This is a genomic window from candidate division WOR-3 bacterium (assembly GCA_039803545.1).
GTDB lineage: Bacteria > Hydrothermota > Hydrothermia > UBA1063 > UBA1063 > UBA1063.
This window is the reverse complement of the sequence record JBDRYS010000003.1, coordinates 24,151-47,551: the sequence shown is the minus strand read 5'-3', so window position 1 is coordinate 47,551 and position 23,401 is coordinate 24,151. Positions and strand designations below refer to the sequence as shown.

At 41.8% G+C, this 23,401-nt stretch carries 23 protein-coding genes and 1 riboswitch; of the genes, 5 read left to right on the top strand and 18 right to left on the bottom strand.

Annotated elements, in window-relative coordinates; genetic code table 11:
* Nucleotides 1–20 precede the first annotated feature (20 nt).
* From ABIM45_07015 to ABIM45_06985, 7 genes are all read right to left on the bottom strand, one after another.
* Nucleotides 21–1,655, bottom strand: a complete 1,635-nt coding sequence (locus ABIM45_07015) for a DUF2207 domain-containing protein (protein MEO0239649.1) — start codon at nt 1,653–1,655, stop codon at nt 21–23.
* A gap of 306 nt (nt 1,656–1,961) precedes the next feature.
* Nucleotides 1,962–2,594, bottom strand: a complete 633-nt coding sequence (gene thiE / locus ABIM45_07010; GenBank protein ID MEO0239648.1) for a thiamine phosphate synthase — start codon at nt 2,592–2,594, stop codon at nt 1,962–1,964.
* Nucleotides 2,591–3,358, bottom strand: coding sequence for a sulfide-dependent adenosine diphosphate thiazole synthase (locus ABIM45_07005; protein ID MEO0239647.1), 768 nt, complete (start codon nt 3,356–3,358; stop codon nt 2,591–2,593). Before ABIM45_07005 ends, thiE begins: the two co-directional genes overlap by 4 nt.
* A complete protein-coding gene (gene thiM / locus ABIM45_07000) occupies nt 3,355–4,170 on the bottom strand; it encodes a hydroxyethylthiazole kinase (protein ID MEO0239646.1) in 816 nt (271 codons plus the stop codon). The genes ABIM45_07005 and thiM overlap by 4 nt, the downstream gene beginning before the upstream one ends.
* 3 nt (nt 4,171–4,173) lie before the next feature.
* Nucleotides 4,174–5,439, bottom strand: coding sequence for a phosphomethylpyrimidine synthase ThiC (gene thiC / locus ABIM45_06995; protein ID MEO0239645.1), 1,266 nt, complete (start codon nt 5,437–5,439; stop codon nt 4,174–4,176).
* A gap of 43 nt (nt 5,440–5,482) precedes the next feature.
* Nucleotides 5,483–5,594: riboswitch (TPP riboswitch) on the bottom strand.
* 53 nt (nt 5,595–5,647) lie between these two features.
* Nucleotides 5,648–7,003, bottom strand: a complete 1,356-nt coding sequence (locus ABIM45_06990; GenBank protein ID MEO0239644.1) for a glutamine synthetase family protein — start codon at nt 7,001–7,003, stop codon at nt 5,648–5,650.
* 12 nt (nt 7,004–7,015) lie between these two features.
* On the bottom strand, nt 7,016–7,939 hold the full coding sequence (locus ABIM45_06985; GenBank protein MEO0239643.1) for an asparagine synthetase A: 924 nt from the start codon (nt 7,937–7,939) through the stop codon (nt 7,016–7,018).
* A 351-nt stretch (nt 7,940–8,290) separates the two neighbouring features.
* Between ABIM45_06985 and ABIM45_06980 the strand changes: the two genes are divergently transcribed.
* The gene (locus tag ABIM45_06980) at nt 8,291–9,109 is read left to right on the top strand and encodes a PHP domain-containing protein (protein ID MEO0239642.1); all 819 of its coding nucleotides are present in this window, start codon (nt 8,291–8,293) and stop codon (nt 9,107–9,109) included.
* On the top strand, nt 9,106–10,131 hold the full coding sequence (mtnA, locus tag ABIM45_06975) for an S-methyl-5-thioribose-1-phosphate isomerase (protein ID MEO0239641.1): 1,026 nt from the start codon (nt 9,106–9,108) through the stop codon (nt 10,129–10,131). The genes ABIM45_06980 and mtnA overlap by 4 nt, the downstream gene beginning before the upstream one ends.
* On the opposite strand, the gene ABIM45_06970 is transcribed toward mtnA, so the two are convergent.
* The 10 genes from ABIM45_06970 to ABIM45_06925 all read right to left on the bottom strand — a co-directional run bounded on the left by ABIM45_06970 (nt 10,115) and on the right by ABIM45_06925 (nt 18,372).
* Nucleotides 10,115–11,221, bottom strand: a complete 1,107-nt coding sequence (locus ABIM45_06970) for a hypothetical protein (protein ID MEO0239640.1) — start codon at nt 11,219–11,221, stop codon at nt 10,115–10,117. The two genes, mtnA and ABIM45_06970, sit on opposite strands and share 17 nt — an antisense overlap.
* Nucleotide 11,222: 1 nt before the next feature.
* Nucleotides 11,223–11,870 (bottom strand): orotidine-5'-phosphate decarboxylase, encoded by a 648-nt coding sequence (gene pyrF / locus ABIM45_06965; protein ID MEO0239639.1) that lies wholly within the window; start codon nt 11,868–11,870, stop codon nt 11,223–11,225.
* Nucleotides 11,871–11,890: 20 nt separating this feature from the next.
* Nucleotides 11,891–13,060 carry a YhjD/YihY/BrkB family envelope integrity protein gene (locus tag ABIM45_06960; GenBank protein ID MEO0239638.1) on the bottom strand — a complete coding sequence of 390 codons (1,170 nt, stop codon included), beginning with the start codon at nt 13,058–13,060 and terminating at the stop codon, nt 11,891–11,893.
* Nucleotides 13,054–14,136, bottom strand: coding sequence for a sn-glycerol-3-phosphate ABC transporter ATP-binding protein UgpC (ugpC, locus tag ABIM45_06955; GenBank protein ID MEO0239637.1), 1,083 nt, complete (start codon nt 14,134–14,136; stop codon nt 13,054–13,056). The genes ABIM45_06960 and ugpC overlap by 7 nt, the downstream gene beginning before the upstream one ends.
* Nucleotides 14,129–14,965, bottom strand: coding sequence for an acetyl-CoA carboxylase, carboxyltransferase subunit beta (accD, locus tag ABIM45_06950; protein MEO0239636.1), 837 nt, complete (start codon nt 14,963–14,965; stop codon nt 14,129–14,131). Before accD ends, ugpC begins: the two co-directional genes overlap by 8 nt.
* A 3-nt stretch (nt 14,966–14,968) precedes the next feature.
* Complete coding sequence (locus tag ABIM45_06945) at nt 14,969–15,148, bottom strand: YtxH domain-containing protein (protein MEO0239635.1); 180 nt, start codon at nt 15,146–15,148, stop codon at nt 14,969–14,971.
* A gap of 84 nt (nt 15,149–15,232) precedes the next feature.
* Entirely contained in the window at nt 15,233–16,108 is an 876-nt protein-coding gene (locus ABIM45_06940) for a radical SAM protein (GenBank protein MEO0239634.1), read from the bottom strand.
* 20 nt (nt 16,109–16,128) lie between these two features.
* A complete protein-coding gene (locus ABIM45_06935) occupies nt 16,129–17,172 on the bottom strand; it encodes a deoxyguanosinetriphosphate triphosphohydrolase (GenBank protein ID MEO0239633.1) in 1,044 nt (347 codons plus the stop codon).
* Nucleotides 17,169–18,137 carry a MoxR family ATPase gene (locus ABIM45_06930; GenBank protein ID MEO0239632.1) on the bottom strand — a complete coding sequence of 323 codons (969 nt, stop codon included), beginning with the start codon at nt 18,135–18,137 and terminating at the stop codon, nt 17,169–17,171. The genes ABIM45_06935 and ABIM45_06930 overlap by 4 nt, the downstream gene beginning before the upstream one ends.
* Nucleotides 18,138–18,144: 7 nt before the next feature.
* A complete protein-coding gene (locus ABIM45_06925; protein MEO0239631.1) occupies nt 18,145–18,372 on the bottom strand; it encodes a hypothetical protein in 228 nt (75 codons plus the stop codon).
* 57 nt (nt 18,373–18,429) lie between these two features.
* On the opposite strand from ABIM45_06925, the gene ABIM45_06920 reads away from it, so the two are divergent.
* Genes ABIM45_06920 through ndk form a run of 3 tightly spaced genes read left to right on the top strand, consistent with a single transcriptional unit; the run spans nt 18,430 to nt 20,127 of the window.
* On the top strand, nt 18,430–19,218 hold the full coding sequence (locus ABIM45_06920) for a thiamine pyrophosphate-dependent enzyme (protein MEO0239630.1): 789 nt from the start codon (nt 18,430–18,432) through the stop codon (nt 19,216–19,218).
* Nucleotides 19,194–19,730 carry a 2-oxoacid:acceptor oxidoreductase family protein gene (locus ABIM45_06915; protein MEO0239629.1) on the top strand — a complete coding sequence of 179 codons (537 nt, stop codon included), beginning with the start codon at nt 19,194–19,196 and terminating at the stop codon, nt 19,728–19,730. Before ABIM45_06920 ends, ABIM45_06915 begins: the two co-directional genes overlap by 25 nt.
* A complete protein-coding gene (gene ndk / locus ABIM45_06910) occupies nt 19,723–20,127 on the top strand; it encodes a nucleoside-diphosphate kinase (GenBank protein MEO0239628.1) in 405 nt (134 codons plus the stop codon). The genes ABIM45_06915 and ndk overlap by 8 nt, the downstream gene beginning before the upstream one ends.
* Before the next feature lie 237 nt (nt 20,128–20,364).
* Here the strand turns inward: ndk and ABIM45_06905 are convergent, their stop codons facing one another.
* On the bottom strand, nt 20,365–23,304 hold the full coding sequence (locus tag ABIM45_06905; GenBank protein MEO0239627.1) for a tetratricopeptide repeat protein: 2,940 nt from the start codon (nt 23,302–23,304) through the stop codon (nt 20,365–20,367).
* Between the last annotated feature and the right edge of the window lie 97 nt (nt 23,305–23,401).

Sequence of the window (23,401 nt, the reverse complement as noted above, 5' to 3'; positions counted from 1 at the left end):
GAAGGGTTGCGAAAATGTGATTACCAGGCCCCTCCCCCGCCGCCACCCGCACCACCTCCACTGAAACCGCCGCTAAATCCACCACCGTGGCTTCCACCCGAAGAGTGAGGAATAGAGTATAGTGTAGAATTAAGGTAGGCCATTGTGGGCACGAAGGAGTGTACCCTCATGTAGCCAATGCCAGCCCTTTCCTTTATCTCTTCAAAGATTTCATCAAAAACCTTACCCCATTTTTCCTCTTCTCCGAAGGCTATGGCATAAGGGAGTAGTTTTTTAAACATTTCTGGATTATCAAGGGCAAAGAGTTTAAGCCTTTCCCTCTCGACGGTATGGATGAATTCTCTAAGCCCTCTCAGGTACCTTAAAGCTTCTGCACCTTTAATAGTTTTAGCAACCATTATTCTGCCGAAAAAGGAAAAGACAATGAAGTTCAAAAAGGATGAGAAAATTGCAGTGATAAAGCGGGTAGGCGCAGACTGTAAAGAAAGTAGTCCTATGACTGCTATTCCGAAGGAGATTATAAAACCGATGGCGTAATAGTGGGTTTTAACAGTCTGTGGGTCTTCCCTGAAGTAACCTCCTTTAGTAAGGCTTTCGTAGATCTCATCGCGGATTTTTGCAAACTCCTGATAATAGCGATTTTTAAGATCTGATAATTTTACAATTTTGCCATCTTCCTTTGCATACTCTGGTTTAAAAAGGCTTTTTAAAATGGCGCACTGATGGGGTTTAAGATTATCGTCGCAGTCCTTTAACCTTGTGAGAATTATCTCCCTTTTTTCGCCTTCCTCTATTTTGATGTAGCCATTTAGGATTAAGGAAACTATTTCAGCAGTTATGTCCCGTGGATCCACCTTTTCGTCGAAGATGGTTCCACTTTCGGAGGGGGTGAGGTCCTCAGGGGGATCGTATTGGACGACAATGGTACCGGTATAGGGATCTCTACCCCGTTTGTACCATTCTAAAAGGAGAATAAAGAAGGCAACTACGGGTATAAGTAATGGCCAGATATTTAGAAGAAAACTTAAGAGTTTTGAAATTTTGCTCTGTACTTTAAAAGTGTTCGGAGGGAATTTTAGCAGGATTGTGAAGCCTTCATAAGGCCCAAGGGGTTTTGTGGTGGCAAAGTAGAGATATTTCTGAGAGCTATCAAAAGCTATTTTTACATCCTCTTTCCTCTCACCCCACAGACCGGTGTAAGCGTGGAACTCTGAAGGCAGGATAGGTAATGTAACTTTACATAAAACGGAGTTGATTGGCACATCCCAGTTATTCCCTGTGACATTCCAGATAAAATATTGGAAGTCAAGGCTGTCAAAGACAGAGTATTTCACCTCGTAGTGGATGTAATATTTAACGATACCAGTGATGTACTTTTCTGGATCGCCAATTCTTATAGTGATATAATCTGTACCTTTTCTCCAGGTCCACTGGGTTTCCTTATGGTCTACGCATCCTGCCGAGATGATTTTTATAGGAAGTTCGCTGTTTCTAAATTTAATGGGAATAGTTCTGTAGATTCCATGTCTGAGTTCACTTTGGAAGTCTACGGTAATAGTTTCCTCTACCTTCAGAAGGTTCTCCTCAGAAAGCTTAAGGATAACGTTAAACTCTTTTATGTACCAGGATAAAAGAAAGGCAATGAAAAGTTTCATATTTAGATTTTAAAGTCCACTTTGAGGCAAGGCAATTTTAGATGACTCATTCGTAGGTTAAAGCTGGCATTACAATAATCTAAGTGCCCTTCAGGAGCTTTGTTAGGGAAGGAGAAGGATTTTAAACTTTAAGTTTTACTATGTCCCTTTCTTTTTAATGGCTTTTACACAGCGCATTCTACAAAGGTTCTGAAGGTGGCAATGAGATATGGGTTAAGGAATGGTTGATTTTTGCTCGCTTGGGTTAATAGACCTTATTTTAATTCTATCGGGATCTAAAATTTGCTAAGGTATCCTGATTATGATTTACCTTTTCAGTCCTTCTTCAACAATTTCTCTCAGCCTTCTTGCAGAATCGTAAGGGTTCGAAGATTTCATTATGGCACTAGAAACGGCGATGCCACAAACTCCTGTTCTCATTACACTAAGGGCGTTTTCCTCGCTGATACCCCCAATGGCAATCTTTGGAACATCGGGTGTAATTTCCACGAGTCTTTTAAGACCTTCTAAACCAATAGGTTCTCCTGCATCGGGTTTGGTAGGTGTTGCAAAAACGGACCCGAAACTCAGATAATCGAAAGGCATATTTTTGACTTTTTCATACTCGTCGCTATTCCCCGCGGAAATGCCAACGATTTTTCCAGAGACAATTCTTTTGACTTCTAAGACTGGTAAGTCGTCCTGCCCCACATGGACTCCGTCGGCATCGAGGAGAATGGCAAAATCGGGCCTATTGTTGACAAAAAAGGCAACACCTTTTTCGGCACAAATTTCCTTCAAATTCTTTGCAATTTCATAAGCGGGACCATCATCAACGCCCTTGAATCTAAATTGAACTGCGGTCACACCACCGTCGATAGCCGCTTTAACTTTATTGTAGAAGTTTTCGTCAAAGTAAAGATAATCGGCAATGAGGTAAAGTTTTAATATGTCCTTCATAGGCTTTTAATAAGCGTCTCTGCCAGTTTTTTACCCGAGATTAGCATTCCCCCAAAAATTGGTCCCATCCTTGGTCCGCCAAAGCAAGCACAGGCTGCCATTCCTACGACGTAAAGGCCTGGATATACTTCTCCCGTTTTCTCGATGGTAATCCTTTCTCCCTCCTCGGCATCCATGGACCTTTCTCCTATAATGTCACCGGTTTCTGTATTTAATTTCACCCCATTTTTCCTGAGTAATACCTTCACTACCTCAAGGTCGTGCCCCGTGGCATCAACCACTGCCTTTGCCATAAGTGTAATGGGATCTACATGGAGTTTGGCAATCTCGATGGGAGAACCATTTATTACAACCCCGCGAACCCTGTTATCCCTTACCACTAAATCTTCCACCGAAATGAGGTTAAAAATTTCTGCACCTGCTTTTATGGCGTTGAAGATCAATCCACTGGCCAGTTCTATAGAATCAACGGAGTAAAGGTCGTCTTCTTCCTTTGTGTATCTGATCCCCATTTCGCTAAGAATGGGCAGGCAGGCCTCCTCTACAACGGCAAACTTGAAGCCCATTCCTCCTCCCCAGGTTCCCCCACCAAGGGACAGTTTCTTTTCAAGAATGGTGACCTTTTTCCCGGCCTTGGCGAGGTAGTAGCCCGCCACAAGGGATGAGGGACCACCTCCTGCAATAATCACATCATTTTCCAGGGCATTTAAAAGGTGTGTAAAATGGTTTTTGACTATGATTTCTGTGATCTTCTTCTCCTTCATGATTGACTCCTTTGTATGTCAAATTTTAATTTTTTCATAAATACATCTGGTGTTATATTGTACAGGCTGTCGATTAAAAAGGAATAAAAACTTCCAGGGCCTTTGGCGTTTGCGAAAGCAATTTCTCCCGCTATACCAAAGAGCCCGAGACCAAAGAGAGAAGCAAAGGCTTTATTCTCCTCCACGGCTGAAAAGGCCCCGATGATGGATGTTACTGCACAACCGGAACCAGTTATCTTTCCGAGCAAAGGTACCCCATTGTAGCATTTAATCACTTCCTCTCCGCTTACAATATAGTCTGTTGCCCCGGATATCACCACTACGATCCCTGTTTTATTACTAAATTCGATGGCGGACTTCAGCACCTCTTCCGGTTTCATTATGGAATCAACGCCCTTGGTATTGCCTTCTATACCGCAGATAGCTCCGATTTCGGAGGCATTACCCCTTATGATGTCTACTTTTACTTCGCTTAATATTTTTTCAATCGCGTTATTTCTGAACTTTGTTGCTCCTGCACCGACGGGGTCAAGGATCACGGGCTTCTTAAGCTCCTTTGCTCTTATACCGGCAATTATCATTGAATTTACGATACTTTTTGAGAGAGTGCCGATATTGAGGACGAGGGCATCGGAAATAGTAACCATGTCTTCCACTTCATCTTCGGAGTGGGCCATAACGGGTGAGGCGCCAATAGCCAGTAGAACATTGGCCTGGAAGTTGGCCGCCACATAGTTTGTGATATTGTGAATAAGAGGATTGAATTTTTTGATATTTTCGAGGGCTTTTTGGGCTCTTTCCCTTATTTCCATTTTTTAATCTCCGTTAATGAGAAACACACAGTATTCACCGCACATCGTGCAAGGACCTTCACCTGACTTTTCGAGCCTTAATCTTCTCGAAGTTTCCGGATGGATAGATAAAGCCATCATTGTATCCCAGTCCAGGTCTTTTCTCGCTCTGGACATTTCTTCGTCCCATTTATCGGCCTCTTTAATACCCTTAGCGATATCAGCCGCATGTCCTGCAATCCTTGCAGCAATTACCCCCAGTTTCACGTCTTCGACCGTTGGGAGTCCGAGGTGCTCAGCGGGGGTTACGTAGCACAGGAATTCAACACCGGCCCAGGCAGCTAAGGCGCCTCCTATGGCACCGGTGATGTGGTCAAAGCCTGGGGCTATGTCAGTTACAACTGGTCCAAGAAGGTAAAGAGGGGCACCATGATTCAATTTTTTCATCCTCTCCACTGCCTCTCTTACCATGTGCAGGGGAACGTGTCCAGGGCCTTCCACAATGGTCATAACACCAGCTTCTCTTGCCCTTAAGACCAGTTCTCCGAGGACCTTCTGCTCACCAACTTCAAAGTAGTCCCCAGCATCTTTGATTGCCCCTGGCCTCATGCCGTCTCCCAGAGAAAGTACAACATCATACTTTTTTGCCAATTTTAGTAACCTATCAAAATGTTCAAAAAGGGGATTTTCTTTGTTGTAAGTTTTTATATAGGCAGAAAGTATGGCTCCTCCTCGAGAAACGATACCTTCAAGTCTTGGATGTTTCTTAAGTTCCATCACCAGTTCCTTTGTAACACCTGCGTGAATAGTCATAAAGTCAACACCTTCTTCCATTTGCTGTTCGATGATATCGAAAATCTCTTCTACATCCAGTCTTACAACGGCCCCCCGCTTAATTCGTGCCTGCGTTGCAGCCTCGTAGATAGGGACGGTCCCCACAGGCACCGTGGAGTTTTCAAGGATTTTCTTTCTTATGATTTTGAGGTCGTCGGATAGTGAAAGATCCATAACGGCATCGGCACCGGCATCGAGGGCTGCTTTCAACTTTTCCAGTTCCTCCGTTAGGCTTGATCTGTTTGTACTTGTCCCTATGTTTGCATTTACTTTGGTTCGAGTGTATTTGGAAAGGATAAAAGGGTTTCTACCAGTGCGGTATCCAACGACTACTGCCGTTCCAGAGGCCACTTCCTGGGCCAGTAGGCTAGGGTCCACTTTTTCTTTTTTGCAGATTTCGACAAATTTTTCAGGGATTTTACCCGATCTTAGAGTTTCAATTAAGGTCTCCCCCATTTTAACCTCCTCTGGCTTTTCAGGGGGGAGGGCTGAGCGATTGGGAAAGTTACTGGCACTTTCCCTTCGCCGGCATTACCCGGATCAGGTTCGAGGGGTCGCCTTTCAGGCAGGCCTCTCAGCCGGGCTTTTACCCAGCTCCCCCAGTGCCAGCTTTTATTATAGTGTTTTTGCTTTGGAGTTCAAAATTCCCTTTAAACTTTTGAGTTTATAAAATGGGCAGGTATTTTTCTAATTCATATTTGCTAACCTCGTTTTCGTAACGTAAGCCTACCTCGCTGACATAAACTTCCCATTCTTTTTCTTTATTTTCGATTAGTTTTTGATATATATGATCCCCAAGAACCTCTCTACAAAGTTTACTGGACTTAAAATGTTCGAGGGCATCTTTTAAATTCGCACTAAGATTCTCTATACCTCGGGATCTCCTTTCTTCTTCTGAAAGCTCGTAAACGTTAACTTGCTGAGGTGCTGAAATTTGTATCCCCTCTTCAACACCCTTAATCCCCGCGCTTAGTATCAATGCGAAGGCAAGATACGGGTTACAGGCAGGGTCCGGACTTCGGAGTTCAATTCTATAAGAATTCTTGTTTTCTTTCTTAAAATTTGGGACTCTGATATAAAGTGAACGGTTTTTGGTTCCCCAGGCTAAGTAGCAAGGGGCTTCATACCCGGGCCTTAGCCTTTTGTAGGAGTTTACCCACTGGTTTAAGACCAGTTGAATTTCTTTTCCGTACTTTATAAGACCCATAGCAAATCGTTTTCCGAAGTCAGAAAGCCCAGAGGAAGAGTAAAAAAGATTCTCTCCATCTTTAAAAAGGGAAATATGAAGGTGCATGCCATTTCCAGGAAGATTGATGATCGGTTTAGGCATAAAGGAAACATAAAGGCCAAGCCTTTCTGCTATCCTTTTTAGCACGTATTTTGTCAGCATTATCCCATCGGCAATCTCTAAAGCATGGCTGTACTTTAGGTCTATTTCATGCTGACTCGGGGCCACCTCATGGTGGTCGCACTCCACGGAGATCCCCATTTTATCCAGGTATATCATGGCAAGTTTTCTCAGTTCACCCCACTTACCGCTGTAAAAGTATCCTCCTGAATCTAAAAGTTTAGTGCTTTTGTCGTTTTCAAAGAGGAAGAACTCAATTTCAGGGCCGATGTAAGGGGTTCCAGTTTCCTTTAATTTTTCAAGGGTTTTGATTAAAATGTATCTTGAGTCGCCCTCAAATCTACTACCTTCAGAGTCAAAAATATCGCCGAACATTAAAGCCTCGTACCAGACTTCACCGCCCAGTTCGTACTTCCACGGTAACACCCTGAAGGTCTTCGGATCTGGAATAAAAATAAGATCCGATTCAAAGATCCTTACAAATCCTTCAACGGAACTTCCATCAAATCCTTTGCCATTGTTGAAGGCATCTTCGACCTCCTTTGAAGGAACCGTGAAGCTTAAAAGTCTCCCAAGGACGTCAACGAAGAGGAACCGGCAGAATTTTACTTCAGGATGTTCCTTTAAAAATTCAAGGACCTCTTCTTTGTTATAAAAGACAAAGCCCTGCATAACCCCTCCTTATTAAATGAATTGAACTTCCTTAACAGGCAATTTGGGAAAAAGCTTTGTATAAATAATATGGTCAAGTCCACAAACAAACATGGTGAGCCTCTCGATACCGATTCCAAATCCACTGGATGGAGGCACTCCTGCGTCCAGAAGTTTTAAGTAAAAATCTTTGAGGTAGTCTGCATCTTTGTCTTTTAACTTCCTAATAACGTTATCTTTGTTGTCCTCCCTTTCGCCCCCAGAAATTGCCTCTCCGTATCCATAAGGATACAAGAGGTCGAAGTCGGCCATTTTGTTTGTCCCAGGGATTGTTTTGTAATAGAATTCTCGTCTTGTTTCAGGGAAATGGACAACCCAAACAAGATGAGTAGAATTTGTCGATAGTATGTTTTCATAATCTTCACCATATCGCGAATAAACTTCTTCAAATTCGTAAACGGGGAATGGAGTTTTAAGTTCTGGTAGCTCTCTGCCAAAGTAGGAGAGTTCGTCTTTTGCCTCTTCTTTAAGCCTATCGAAGAGATAACATAGCATATCTTCAGCTATTCTCATTACATCCTCCATTCTTGCATTTCTCATTTCCAGATCTAACTGGACAAATTCCACAAGGTGCCTGCGGGTTGAACTCTTCTTTTCTTCTTCGATTCTTACGTTGGGTGAAAAGGTAAAAATCTTGTCGAGGCTGTAGAGGGCCATCCTTTTGTGGAAAATCATACTCTTTGTAAGTTGATAGTATTGCCCATAAATCTCGAAGGATACAGAGTTTTTGACCTCTGACAATGGGTCTGTTACCCTTGAGATTACTACGGGAAGGATTTCTGAAAACCCTTTTTCGTGTAAATAATCTCTTAAAATTTTTACAATCAGGGATTGAACCCTGACCGCCTTTTTTACCTTTTCGTCTTTTAAATGCTCAAAGATTTCAAACTTTAACATCGTCTTACCTCCTTCTGGGGAAACAAAAAACAACAGGGTTTTTATTGGTCTACAAGGCCGTCCCCCTTATTGCAGGGGGACGTTATTATTGGCAAAATTAATGGCGAAGTTAGAGATAGCAGGGAGAGCTACATTAAACTTTGCATAAAATAGAAAGAGTGCCATTTTAAAAAATTATATAAAATGTCTTTCGCAAGGTCAAGTAGCTTGGAAATTAGTCTAAAGGGTGGAGTTTCCTTCAAATGTGCCTTTCAAATTGGTAAAATGTTGAAACAGCTCCCGCTCCACTTTGTAAATATTTAAAACCTTAAATCCCTTTAAAATCCGCGATTTTTCCTTTAAACTGAAATTATGCAGAGGTGTGATTTACATACGCATACAACAAAGTCCGATGGATTGTATTCTCCGCGGGAACTGGTTTACTTGCTGTACTCAAAGGGTATAAAGATATTTTCCATTACTGACCATGATTCGGTGGAGGCCCTGGCGGAAGCCCAGGAAGAGGCCCTTAAACTGAATATGGAATTGATCCCCGGTATTGAACTTTCCGCAGAATATAGCGGGGAAGAGGTGCACGTCCTTGGTTATTTTGTAGATACAGGGTCCAAGTATCTTCTGGATTATCTCGAAACCTTCAGAAAGGCGAGGAAGGAGAGATTTTTGAAAATGGTTGAAAAACTAAAGGGGCTTGGAATTGAAATTACTCCCGATATGTCTAAGTTTGAAGAAAATAAGGCCATTGGAAGACCGCACCTTGCAAGGGAACTTGTGGAAAAGGGTTTTGTGTCCAGTATGGAGGAAGCCTTTGAGAAGTACATCGGAGATTCTGGCCCTGCCTACGTAGGGAAATTTAAAATTTCGATAGAAGAAGCGATTGATATAATTCACAAGAGCGGAGGCATTGCCGTTCTTGCTCATCCAGGTCTCATAAATAGAATGGATGAGGTTATAAATCTTTCGATCTTGAAAGGAATTGACGGGATTGAGGTCTTTCATCCTAAGAATCCTTATTATATTGAGGATAAACTGAAGGAAATTGCATTTAAAAATGGCCTCATGATAACGGGTGGGACAGACTTTCATGGGGATTTAGAAGGGCAGGGTTATCCGGTGGATTTCAGTTTATACTGTGGGCACTCTGGAAATAAAATCGAGGTTGTAAGGCAATGATTAAACCCGTGGAGTGCTTTCGTGATACCATAAAGGTTTTGGACCAGACGAAGTTACCTGAAATTGTCCGCTTTGAATACATTTACACCCTGCAGGATGCTATTGATGCAATAGTAAACCTTAAAGTTCGTGGCGCTCCATTAATAGGCATTTTTGCAGCCTACGCCGTTGTTCAGGTATTAAGAAGCCTTGATGTAGAAGATGTTGACAGGGTGAAGGAAATAGGGTTGAGTAGCATAGGAGAATTGAGGAAAACAAGACCTACCGCGGTGAATCTATTTTACGCCCTTGACAGAATGGAGAAGATCATAAGAAATTCCAATGTTTCTTCCAGATCTGAACTGGTAAATCTCTTGCTGGAAGAAGCCCAAAAAATAGAGAAGGAAGAGGCAGAAAGGTGTGAAAAGATGGCACAGTTTGGTGTGACCCTTCTTCCTGAGAAAGCGAAGGTGATGACCATATGTAATACGGGGTATCTTGCCACTAATCATATAGGGACAGCTTTGGGAGTAATTTATAAGGGGTATGAACTGGGAAAAATTGAGAAGGTATTTGCCCTTGAGACAAGACCCGTACTTCAGGGGGCGAGATTAACAACCTGGGAGCTTTTAGAAAATGGTATTAAACCTGTTCTTATCACGGACAACTCGGCGGCCTTTGTTATGAAACGAGAGAAAGTCGATGCGATCTTCGCTGGAGCCGACCGAATTGCACGAAATGGAGATATCGCTAACAAAATTGGTACTTATATGTTGGCGGTTCTTGCAAAAGAACACAGGATTCCCTTTTACGTAGTTGCTCCAACGAGTTCCATAGATCCGACTATTGAAAGTGGAGAAGAAATCAGGATTGAAGAAAGGAGCAAAAAAGAGGTAATTTTTGTTGGCGAAAAACAGATTGCCCCTGAAGAAGTGGATGTTTTAAATTACGCCTTCGATGTTACGCCCTGGGAGTTTATAAGTGCAATAATTACGGAGGAGGGTATCTTTTACCCGCCCTATACCTTTAATCAAAAAGATTAACGCCTATTCCAAAATAGGGGCCCTTTGAAAAATCATAAGAGAATCTTGCTTCCACAGCCTTAAAAAGAAATAGAGAAACCTCTAAAACCCCAGAGGTTTTCTCATGACGATAATCATAGGAGATTATGGCTCTGGGCTCTAATGCAACCTCCCCCTTTTTGAAATCAACATGGGGAGATACACGGAGTATAAATTTGGTTGGTCCTGATAAAAGGTAGTAAAAAGCAAATTGAAGTTTTTCTTTTTGAAGGCCACCAAAAACTCCTGCTATATAAGGCTTGCCCTTGAGCTCGCTGTTCTCTAAGAAAAAGACTCCCTCTTTTCCAATTTTACCTTCAATACCTGCAAAATAATCCCTTTTCTCCAGTTTTAATTTTCCGTAAAGCCGATTTTCCAATTTGTTGTAGAAGTTGTTAGCGCCATAATCAACTTGCAATGTTCCAAAAGTAAAGGTTTTTTCGATGCCAAAGCGAGGGAAAAGTTTGTCAAGGTAGCTTAAGCCAAAGTAAAGACCGCTGTAACAGAATATGGCACTGTGAATTTTTCCATCCAACTTGTAATATGCTGAAAGTTTTCCCGTATTGAAGCCTGCACTTGCTTCGTTGAAGTCACCGTGTGCATATGTGGCGAAGAAATTTTTAAAAAAGCAAGAAATTGCATAACCCCTTTCCCCTTCTATTTGGCCGTAGGAGAGATCAAAGTTTACATTGCCTTTATGTTTAAAACCAAACAAAAACATTGACCTTGTGGAATCATCTTTCTTGGCGTTGGAATAAAGAAGCGCTGATTGGTTTTCAATTCTCCCAATGGGTGTCTTAAGAAATCCTCCGATTTCAGAAGAGCCTTCACCTCTGATAGAGTAGAGAAGCACCTCGGGAGATTTCAGAGAGTCTTCAATGAAGGAGAAGAAAATTTTTCCGTTATCTTCCTTGATTTCTGTGAAATTCCAAAAGCGCAGGTACTTATCGGGTGTGACGGGGATTCCTTGAATGTAAATTCTGTCTTTAAGTGGGTTTATAAGGTGTGTTTTCAATAGATATTCAGTGGAAAGGGGCAGGAAGTATGATATGAGGCTCAGAATCCAGAACATCTTAAAGCAAAGCTTCTTTGTATTTTCTCAGCGCATTAACAGGGTCCGGACTGTGGGTAATGGGTCTTCCAACCACGATATAGTTGATGCCCAGCCTTTTTGCCTCTTGAGGGGTTATTACTCTTGACTGATCGTCTGCCTCTTCTCCTTCCATCCTGATGCCAGGTACAATAAAACCAATTTTTCCTTTAAACTTTGATCCTATCTTCGAAACTTCTATGCCTGATAGAACGGCATAGTCGACTCCACATTCAGCGGCAACGTTTAGCATACTCTCAACAATTCTTTCTATTTCGCAGGGGTAAGCAAAAAGCCTTTGTATCTCAAGCCTTGAAAGGCTGGTTAAAACAGAAACACCCGCCAGGGCAATCCCTCTTTTGTGGGCTTGTTCTAATGCCCTTCTTAGCATTTCAGAACCACCAGAGATATGAACGGTGATAATCTCAACCTCTCCTCTTTCAAAGGGTTCGAGACTCTGGGCTACGACCGACGGTATGTCATGGAGTTTTAGATCGAGGAAAATCCTCTTATTTCGTTTTTTAAGTTCTTCGATAATGTTCTTTCCGTACCGGAGGTAAAGGGGGAGCCCTACTTTGTAAAAGTCGTGTTCATTGCCTATATTATCCACCCATTTTAATGCCTCTTCCATCGAGGCTGTATTTAAAGCGATTATAATTCCTGTACTAATGGCAGAACCTCCTCTACTGTAAGGTTTTCTATACCTGATTCAACCTTTTGCTCAATAAATTCAAGAGCTTTGATGTCTGTTTTCAGGAGGCCATTCGTTTCAAAATTTATGACGCCGAGGGTTTTAATAAGGTCTTTTATTAACACTTTTTCAGGATGTTTTACTGGAACAAAGTGGCCTTTTTTTATCTCTACAACAAGGTTATGGGCCTCAAGGGTTCTAAATACAAACGTCGTCTTTGCGCGGTTTATCTTGAGGTGATTTATTATGTCCTTCAAAGTAATAGGGTCGCCTTTGTCAAACTTTTTGTAGGTTAGTAGCATGACTGTGAGTAAAAGCGAGGGGGTGATTTTGGCACCCGGGTCACCCTCCAAAAATACGGCCACTTCGGCACCAAGAAGGAGAAATAGCCATGATAGATAGATCCAGAATATGAAAATTAAGATGTTTCCGAGAGTTCCGTAGAATTTTGGGATGGTAGAAAAGTAGACGATGTAAGCGTCAAAACCCCACTTTGAAACTTCCCAAAACAGGGCTCCAAAGACAGCCCCGCCAAGAGCAGCGAGAGGGTTTACTTCTGCATTTGGCAAAAAGAAATAGATGATCCAAAAGGCAAGAACAGTGATAAAAAAGGGTAACAAAATATACTGTATGGATCGGAATACAATGGATTCGCCGAGAATTTTTAGAAATCCGAAGGAGGCAAATCGAGTTGAGATATAAAGGGAAAGGGCGATTAAAACGGGAACGAGGCTTATAAAGGCCCAATAGGAAGCCATTTTTACAAGGAGAGGTCTCTTTTTCTTGATTCCCCATATCCTGTTTATGTTTCCCTCTATGGAATCAACTACAAGAATTGTAGTTATAATTAACGCAAGAACACCGAAAATCTCGAGGGAACCTATATTCTGGAGTAACTGGTCCAATTTTTTCTCAAACCCCACACCGCTTTGGGGTATAAAATAGGTGAAAAGAAAATTTTTAAACTTTTGATAGAGATCAGAGAAAACTGAAAATCTTGCGAATAGGAAAAAGACAAGGGAAATAGCAGGCACCGATGCAAAGATGGTCATATAAGAAAGCGAAGAAGCCTTGGTAAACAGCTCGTCCTCTTGAATCTTGTCAAAAAAACGTTTTAAGAAGCTTAAGATTTTAATAAACTTTCCTCCGTCTCTTTATCAAAGAGGTGTATTTTCCCCGAAAAGGTAAATTTTACAAATTCTCCAGTTCTTACTATGTAGGATGAAGGAACTCTTGATGTTATGGCTTGTTCTCCACATTTAAGATAGACGATAGTTTCATTACCCAGAAGCTCGTAAAACTCGACCTGGGCCGAAAAATCTCCCTGGTTTAAAATTACATCCTCGGGCCTTACTCCGAGTATCGCCTTCCTGGTTGCTTTTCCCCTCACTTTCTTTGCGACCTCTTCAGGAATTATGTATTTCCCTACGGGGGAAACAAAGGCGAGTTTCCCGTTTTCCTCAATTAGTTCTCCCTCAATGAAGTTCATAGGAGGTGAGCCGATAAACCCTGCAACAAACCTGTTCACTGGATATTCGTAAAGAGTCATGGGATCGCCAATTTGCTGGATCTCTCCATCTTTCATCAAAACAATCTTTTGCCCCAAGGTCATAGCCTCAACCTGATCATGGGTTACGTATATGGTGGTTGTTTTGAGTTGCTCGTGGATTCTCTTTAGTTCAGCTCTCATCCTTACTCTCATCTTGGCATCGAGGTTTGAAAGGGGTTCATCAAAGAGGAATACTTTCGGATGCCTTACAATTACCCTTCCGACGGCAACCCTTTGCCTCTGTCCACCGGAGAGTTCTCGGGGCTTCCGATCGAGAAGGTTTTTTATATCGAGTAGTTCGGCGGCTTCCATTATCCTTTTGTGAATCTCCTCCTTTGGAACTTTTCTCATTTTCAAGCCGAAGGCCATGTTTTCATACACTGTCATGTGGGGATAAAGGGCATAGTTCTGGAAAACCATGGCAATTTCTCTGTCCTTAGGTTCCACGTTATTTACCAATCTATTCCCAATGTAGATTTCTCCACTGGTAGGATACTCAAGCCCCGCAATCAGCCTTAGGGTTGTAGTTTTACCACACCCCGAGGGTCCAAGGATCACGCAAAACTCACCATCTGCAACATCAAAGGTAACGTTTTTGACCCCTGCATTACCACGGGGATAAATTTTGGTCACATTTATGAGCCTAACTTCAGCCATTTTGAACCCCCAAATAGGACAATATTTTCGAAAGTGTTTCTTTTAATTCCTTTCTTGGAACGACCATATCAAGAAAGCCCTTTTGTAGAAGAAATTCGCTCCTTTGAAAGCCAGGCGGAAGGGTTTGTTTGATGGTCTGTTCAATAACCCGGGGACCAGCAAATCCCAGCAGGGCTCCCGGTTCTGCTAAGTTAAGGTCGCCGAGGGAGGCAAAGGAAGCCATAACTCCCCCCATGGTGGGGTCGCAGACAACGGAAATAAATGGAATTTTGGCTTCATTCAAAAGTTCAACACCGAGGGTGGTCTTTACCATTTGCATCAGGGAAAAGATGCCCTCATGCATCCTTGCCCCGCCTCCAGAGGAGGTAACCGAGATTAAAGGAATTTTCTTTTCTTTAGCAACTTCGCAGGCCCTGTAAAATATTTCACCGTAAACAGACCCCATGCTGCCACCAAGAAATCTGAAATCTGTCAGGAAGAGAACCACCTTTTTGCCATCCAATTTCCCTATTCCGGCGATGGCTGCTTCTTTAAGGCCCGTATTTTTCTTCGCTTGTTCCAGTTTATTTTTGTATTCAGGAAAGTTTAGAGGGTCATCGCTTTCAAGGTGAGATGCAATAAGTTCTTCAAATTCCTCACCATCGAGAAGGAGTTTTTTGTAAACCTCGACATTCGCACGGAAATGGTAGCCACATTTAGGACATACGAGGAAGTTCTTCTCTAGAACGGCTTTGTAAAGCATTTCCCCACAATTTTCGCATTTAACAAAAAGACCTTCGGGGATCTCTTTTTTTGAGGCTTCTAACTCTTTCTTCTTCTTGAAGAGCATAAATCAGTCTACCTGAAATTTTGAGTAAATATCCTTGATCTTTGCTATCTTTTCGCGCACGTCCGGCTTTTTCAGGGTTACTTTTATCTTCTTCCTGATTTCTTTTCCCGGTGCTGGAGATAAAAGGCTAACCAGGACAGCCCCAATTCCGATTCCCACTATGAAGGCGACAAACTTCTTCATCGTAACCTCCCTGATTATAATTATAACGATGGTCTTTGAGATAATCAATTCTTGCGCCGTTAAAAAGGCTTAAATTTATAGGTATTATTCGGCGAGCCTTAATCCAAGGGAAATCGCGTAATTTCTCACTTCATCGTATTCATTGGAGGTTAGTCTCCGGGAGAGTTCAGGGAACTCATAGGCTCTGAAAGTTGGATAATATTGGTCCATCACGTTCACGTACGCATTACTTGAGATCTCGTTTTTTATTGTGTCAAGGACCTTTTTAGAATCAGCAAGCCCTTGGGGTAGTACTAAATGGCGGATAAGCAGGCCTCTTTTCGCAATACCTTTTTCGATAACTAAGTCTCCGACTTGCCTCTGCATCTCTTTTATGGCCTCCTTTGCAACATCGAAGTAGTCTTTAACCCCTGAGTATCTGAAGGCCTTTTCATTATCGCCGTACTTGAAATCCGGCATGTAGATATCTATAACCCCGTCAAGAAGCTTGAGTGTTTCAACGGAATCATATCCACTGGAGTTGTAAAGGATTGGTATTTTGATATCGTCGTAGACTAAGTAGAGGGCTTCGAGGATCATAGGTACCACATGGGAAGGTGTAACCAGGTTAATATTTATTGCCCCTTGCCGTTGAAGGAGGAGGAAGATTTTTGCCAAATTTAAATTAGAAATTGGCGTTCCTTCAACATATTGACTTATTGTATAGTTTTGACAGAAAACGCACCGAAGAGAACAACCAGCAAAGAAGATAGTGCCTGAGCCTCTGCCTCCCACTAAAACCCTTTCTTCACCAAAATGTAAGCCGAAAGAGGAAACAATGGCTTTATTTCCTGTCCTGCAAAGGCCCATTTCATTTTTTAGCCTGTTTACCCTACATTTTCTGGGGCAGAGGGTACAGCTTTTAAGGATTGAATAGGCCTTTACCACACGTCTCTTTAATTCTTCTTTTGAGATCCTCATTTTGAGAGTTCAGATAGGTTCTAAAACATACTCCAGGCTTTGGGAATGAATTTTTCTTCAAAAACAAGGAGAGCAAATCGGTCTGTCATCCCTGAAATGTAATCGCAAGCCGCCCTCTGGGGTGGGTAATCTTTAATTACTTTCTTGACGCTTTCGTAAAAGGGAATTTCTTTGTAATGCTTCACGAAATAGTTAAAGAGAAATTCTATGACATGTTTTGCCTTATCAGACTCTAATAAGACGAGGGGCGAGAAATAGACCCTGTTTTTAAGGAAATCTCTCAATTTTTCCAGCATATTTTCGGTCTCTTGGGACATGGATATGAATTCGTAGTTGTTCTTGATTGTCGAAGCTATCACATCTTGCACCATAAAGCTGATTCTCTTTGAACTTGTATCACCAAAATACTCAATGAACTCCTTTGGAATTTCTTCACTTCTTAAGATTTTTGCCCTTATTGCATCATCAAGGTCGTGGTTTACATAGGAAATTATGTCGGAAACCCTTACTATCTGACCTTCCAGCGTAGAAGAAAATGCTTTTGTGCTTATGATTTTCCCGAATCCTTTGGAGTGTTTTGCAATGCCTTCTTTTACCTCTTCTGTAAGATTTAGTCCCCTACCTTCTTTTTCAAGAATTTCGACGACCCTTACCCCCTGCTCGGGGTGTCTGAATCCCCCAAATTCCTTCATTAACTCGTTTAAGGCATACTCCCCCTGATGGCCAAAGGGGGTATGGCCAAGATCGTGACCTAAGCTGATGGCTTCTGTGAGGTCTTCGTTTAAAAAGAGTGCTCTTGCTATGGTCCTTGCAATCTGGGAGACTTCGAGGGTATGGGTGAGGCGTGTTCTAAAATGGTCCCCCTCAGGTTGTATAAATACCTGGGTCTTGTGTTTTAATCGGCGGAAGGCCTTTGAATGAATTATCCTGTCCCTGTCCCTTTGGAATTCAGTCCTTATGGGACAGGGCTCCTCCTTTTTTGCCCTCTTACTTTCCCTTGATTTTTTAGCCTTAGGATGAAGAATCTGATACTCTCTTTCCTCTAATTTTTCCCTGATTGTCATAATAGCGAGTTTATAATATCCTCAACATTCACGTTGTCGACTTCTGCTTTAAAGGAACGGATTATCCTGTGCCTCAAGACCGGTAGTGCCAGACTTTTTACATCCTGGGTGGTGGGTATGATTGTGCCTCTCAAAAAGGCCCTTGCTTTACTTCCGAGTATTAACGATTGGGAGGCACGGGGACTTGCCCCATAAAGAACATATTCCTTTACTACCTCCGGGGCATCTTTTTCTAAGGGCCTGGTCTTCCTAACGAGGTCCACTGCATACTCTACCACGTGGTCTGGAGCTGGAATTTCTCTTATAAGCTTCTGAATTTCTAATATCTCTTCACGGGACAAAACTTTGTTAATTGTTATATCCTCAGGCCCTGTGGTTTCTTTAACAATCTCGATTTCTTCTTTCCTTGATGGATAATTAATCCTGACCTCCATCATGAACCTATCGAGCAATGCTTCGGGAAGCGGATAGGTACCCTCCTGCTCAATTGGGTTTTGTGTTGCAACAACAAAAAAGGGCTTCTCAAGAAAGTAGGTTTTCCCTGAAACCGTGATTTTGAGTTCTTGCATTGCTTCAAGGAGTGCGGACTGGGTTTTAGGGGGTGTTCTGTTGATTTCATCGGCTAAAATGATGTTGGCAAAAACAGGACCTTTAACGAATTTGAAATATTTTTTGCCTGTAACGGGATCTTCTTCAAGGATTTCGCTTCCCGTTATATCGGATGGCATCAGGTCTGGGGTAAATTGGATTCTCGAGAATTGAATATCAAGAAGCTCGGCCAGGGTTTTGACGATCAAGGTCTTTGCAAGGCCTGGTAGTCCTAATACAATCACATGGCCCTGAGAGAAAAGAGCGATGAGAATTTGTTCAATAACATCCTTTTGCCCAACTATTCTCTTTGAAAATTCGTTAAGAATCCGCTGGAGCAAATCTTTACTCAATTCCGTAACCCTATTTTCATTCATGGTAAAATTATAAATCCAGCATCATTCCTTGACAAGCCATAAGGGCGGTTTTATCCTTATTTACAACCTTATGGAGAAAAAATTGTATTCCGTTCATATAAACAAGAGTTACTGTAAGCGGTGTGGCATATGTGTAAATATATGCCCCAAAGAGGTTCTTGACTTTGATTCCGCGGGATTCCCCGTAGTCGTCAATGAAGATGCCTGCATAAACTGCAAACAGTGCGAGAATCACTGTCCTGATTTTGCCATCTGGGTTACAGACAGAGGTGTGAAGAGTGACACCCATCCAATGAGTAATTATTTGAGATTAGACCATATGCCTTCGGTCTGGTGTCCTGGCTGCGGTATAGGTATGGTATTTCAGGCACTCTTGAAAGTGGTTAACAAGCTTGGCCTTGATAAAGACAGAGTTTCAATGATCTCCGGGATTGGATGTACTGGTAGGATGCCTGGATATGCAGATTTCAATACCCTACACACAACACACGGAAGAGCCCTTGCCTTTGCCACAGGTCTAAAGCTTGCTAAACCAGACCTTAAAGTAATCGTGGTAATGGGTGACGGTGACGCCTATGCGATTGGAGGTAATCACTTCCTTCACGCTGCAAAGCGCAACGTGGATCTACTCGCTATTGTGGTTAATAACTACAACTACGGTATGACGGGTGGACAGGCCTCTCCAACTACCCCGCTCAATGCCTATACCACAACAACTCCGTACGGAAATATGGAACCCTCCTTTGATGGATGCGAAGTAGCAAAGGCAGCCGGTGCCAATTTTGTCGCCCGTGCTACCGTTTATCATATACCTCTCCTTGAGAAGCTCTTAGAGAAGGCTATGCAGGTCGAGGGTTTTGCACTGGTTGAGGTTTTAAGCCCTTGCCCAACCTATTACGGTAGGCTGAACCTGGAAGCCGACCCCTTTAAAACCTTAGATTGGTACAAAAAAATAACCTATATGGTTGGAACGGAGCCGAAGGAAGGTGCCTTTATACCTATAGGGGTTATTGCAGAAAATAAGAACAAAAGTTATTTAACGATTTTGAGGGGAAAATGGACAGAGATAAGATCGAAATAACCTTGGCAGGTTCGGGTGGCCAAGGTCTTATCCTTGCAGGATTGGTTCTCGCCGATGCGGCGGGAATTGAGGAAAATTTAGAAATCGTTCAGACGGTTGAATACGGTCCTGAGGCAAGGCTTGGCACTTCTCGATCGGATGTGATTATTTCTAAGAAACCGATCTCCTACCCCAAAGTTCAACATCCCGATGTCCTTGTTACTTTGAGTCAGGACGCTTATAACAAATTTATTAAGCTTGTAAAGAAAGGGGGAACAGTAATTGTTGATACCTTTAATGTCAAAGATCTGTCCACCATTGATGGCCCTGAGGTTATCGCTTACCCCTTTACCGAAATTGTCAGAAACAAGATAGGTACCCCTCTTGTTTTGAATATGTTCGTTCTCGGGTTTCTTGCTAAAAAATTTGACATCGTAAAACTGGAATCTCTTTACAAAGCCGTTGATAGAAGGGTTAAGAAATACCATGACCTTAACAAGAAGGCCTTGATGGAGGGTTATTCCCTTGAATAAGACCTTTTTGCTTCTTAAACCCGATGCACTGCAGAAAAAGGTGGTTGGAGAGATAATTTCTATGGTAGAAAAGGCGGGATTTAATATTTTAAATATCCGTATGAAACGATGGACAAGAGAGGAGGCGGAGAAGTTTTATGCGGTTCACCGCGGGAAGGAGTTTTTCGAGGGACTTGTGGAATTTATGATTTCAGGACCGGTAATTGGTTTACTGCTTGAAAAGGAGAATGCTATTGAGGATTTAAGAAAACTTGTCGGGGCAACGGATCCCTCAAAGGCAGAACCGGCCACCATAAGACACAAATATGGAACGAATGTAAGGGTTAATGCAGTCCATGCCTCCGATTCGCAGGAATCCTTTGAGTACGAAGTGAAGTGCTTCTTCGGCGATGAGTAGCTTTTTTGAGTGTAAATCTTGTGGCTACATAATAATATCTGAGGATGAACCGCGTTTTTGTCCTATATGCCGTTCTTCGATGAAGAGGATCCCTGAAGTTCAAGGAGTTTTTATTGAAATTGAATGCCCATCCTGTGGAAAAAGGTTTTCTTATCCACAAGCTAAACCACCCTACAAATGTGCGTTCTGCAATTATACCTTTCCCAAAACCCCTTTCAGGGTCCAAGAAGAAAAACTTTAAAGTTTAAAGAACTCTATTTGGTTCAGTGCTTCTTGGGATAATGGGTCGTTTTGCCCTCGGGTTTTTATTATGTCGTTGTATAAGTTTTTGGCCATATCTCTATAATTGAAGTAGATAAGTATTTTTGCTGCATCCAGCTTAGCGGTATCGCGCCAGTCGGGAAATTCATTGTAATACGTATAGATTCTCTTTAGGGTTGCTAAAGCCATTTTGAGATCTTGAGTAAGCATATAAGCCCTGGAAAGCCAGTAAAGGGCTTCGCAGTCCTGAGTTTTTGTTCCGACTCCGATAATCCCTTCGAGGACTTTTATCGCTTTATCTGGATTCACCTGCTTATCGACCAGTTGAAATCCGAGATTTATTGATGCTTCGATACTGATCTCATCATCTGGGTATTCATTAATGAGCTTTTCGAGATAAGCAAAGGCAGAGTCAAGCTGTCCTGTGTTTTTAAAAGAGATCGAAAGGTTGTAGTAGATCTCTTTTCTGTATTTCCTCTCGAAATTTAAGGCTTTAGTATAGTAAAAGAGAGCGGAGTTGAAATTTCCCTTTGTGGCTTCTATGTTCCCAAGACGAAAGTAAATTTCATGTTTTAGGGAGTCTTCTGCAAAATCGCAAGCAGATTTAAATAAATTTGACGCTTCATCAACTCTTCCTGCCTGTATGAGTTTGACACCCGTCAGATAAAGAATTTCTGGATCTTGGATATTATTTGAATTTAAAATCTGGAGGAGGCTGTCTATTTCGTTTTTTGCCAGTAGTGAATAGCTTTTCAGGATCAATCTGGCATCATCAGTGAAGTTGTAGTTAGATGCGTATATCTGGAATAGGGAGTCCACAAGGGCCATTTTAGAGATTTCTGCTAAGTATTTTAGCTTTATCCACGCCTCTTCTGAGTCCTTAGGTGGAAAATCCAAGAGGCGCCTTTCATCTTTTTTTACAAGGTTGTAATAGAGAAGGTCTTTGCCTTCCAGGTATTGTGTATCAACTTCCTCTGCAAAGCCATTGTAAAGAAAGAGCCGTGAGAGCAATTTTTTATTTTCGTTGTTGTCAGAACGAAGTGCAAAAAGAAAGGCTAAATCGGGATTGTTTAACTTCGATGCGGAAAGTGCGGCGAGGGTTGAAAGTTCTTCATCGCCAATCAGCTCACTGAAATTTTCGTATTCCTTTATTAACTCGTTATACTCTCCCAGGGAAAACAATGCCTTAAGCCTGATTTTGTAAATTTGGGCTTCTACTGGATAAAGAGGATTGACATTTTGAGTTAGCCAAACGATTTTTTCATATTGTCCCTCATTAAAAAGGAGTTTTGAAAGCTCGAGTAGCATTCGAACATCGTTGACATCTACAAATTGGAGAGCGGAATCAACATTGTTTTTTAGGATGGCGCGGTAAAAATTGAAATAAGGGGTGTTGTAATTGTCTAGTAGAGAACTGTTTTTTGTCTTAACGGCGATGTGGTAGAGGTAATATGCATCCGTGTTTTTAAGTTTTTTGGGAAGATCATTTAGGTAGGGTGAAGGATCCTTGATTTTTGTCAAAGCCTTAAGGTAGAGCGTGGGAAATGATTCCTTTTCACTTTCCAAAAGGTTAACAGCCTCATCGTAGACCCCTTTTTCTATTAAGGCACTGGCAATGTAGTGTCTCATGCTGCTTGGTAGTGTCTTGCCACTCGAAAATCGAATCACTCCGTCAAAGTCAAAGTTTTCATAAAGTATTTTAATAACCTCGGTATCAGGCATTGAAGCGTTATCGAGATTAATTGGGATTTTATGCTTTATTGTTGCATCATTTGCTTCAAGTTTTCCCGCTATATCTTTCCATTCTGTTTTTAATGCTTTGCTTATAACCAGCATTCTTTCGTCCCTTTCCGTTATAGGGTAATAGTATTCAATTTGACTGAGGAGATCCAACATCTCTTTTGTAAATATTCCCCGTGAGATGAGAGTGTCGACGAGCTCCAATTTGAACCTATTGTATTCTGCAGAATCTGGAAGGAGGAAAGCCAGCTGAAGTGATTTCAATAAATATCCTTCTTTCAAATATCCTTTTGCCAGAAGATAGTTTTTCAGGTTTGAACTTTCAAAATTCTCGAGTTGTTGAAGGTCGGGCAAGGTAAGGTTTTTTAAGTTGAAATAAGCTGTGTATAGAGGATTTTTCAGGGCCTTTTTAAATTTTGAAGTACTTAATCCTTTTTCTTCCAAAATCCTTGCAAATTCAAAGGATGTTTTTTCGTCTTCAGGGTCAAGTGGGTATAGAATGCCGATAAGCCTTGTAGAATTTCCACTTTTTCGCACAAAGGTAATTGCTTCCTGGGGAATTTTCTTATCAGGATTGTTTTTTAGGAGATTTACGTATGCCTGCAGGTATTCCCCAGATTTTATGAGGGCCTTTATTTTCAAGAAAGGAAAGCCTTCGCGTTCTGCGATAATCAATGATTTACCTGGCTCCTGCGAGAGAAGGTCAGTTCCGAAGCTATACAAATATCTTTTGCTTTTGTAATCGGAGGCGAGAATTTTCCTTAAAATAATCCTTAAGGAGTCATTCAAATTATCTGATACTGTACTCTCGATTAACTCTTTTCTCTTTCCGAAGAGGGGAAAGTATTGCAAAAGTTCTATAGTCCATTTCAATGAATCGTTTCTGTTGGTGGAGAGTTCCGTTAGTTTTTTATAAGTAAGGTAGGCTAAAGAATCTTCATAGTTTTCCTTCCAGAGTGTCGTCAAGTTTCCGATGGCAGATAGCGTATCTCCAAGGTAGAGCAAAGAAACACTTAGATAATATTTTGCCCATTTACCCTCGGGGGTGTCTTTTGAGACTGTTACGATTTGCTGGAAGATTTGGTACGCCTTCTCATAATCCTTGTTTTGCAGGTATTTTATTCCCACATCTAACACGCTTTGGCTTATAATGAAAATAACTAAGGTGAATTTCATTGCTTTAGATTGTAATTTGGCAGATTTGTATAATCAAACCTTGTGGATTTTTGCCCAGCTAAGAATTTAAGTTGCTAACATTTGTGCACCGTGGTTG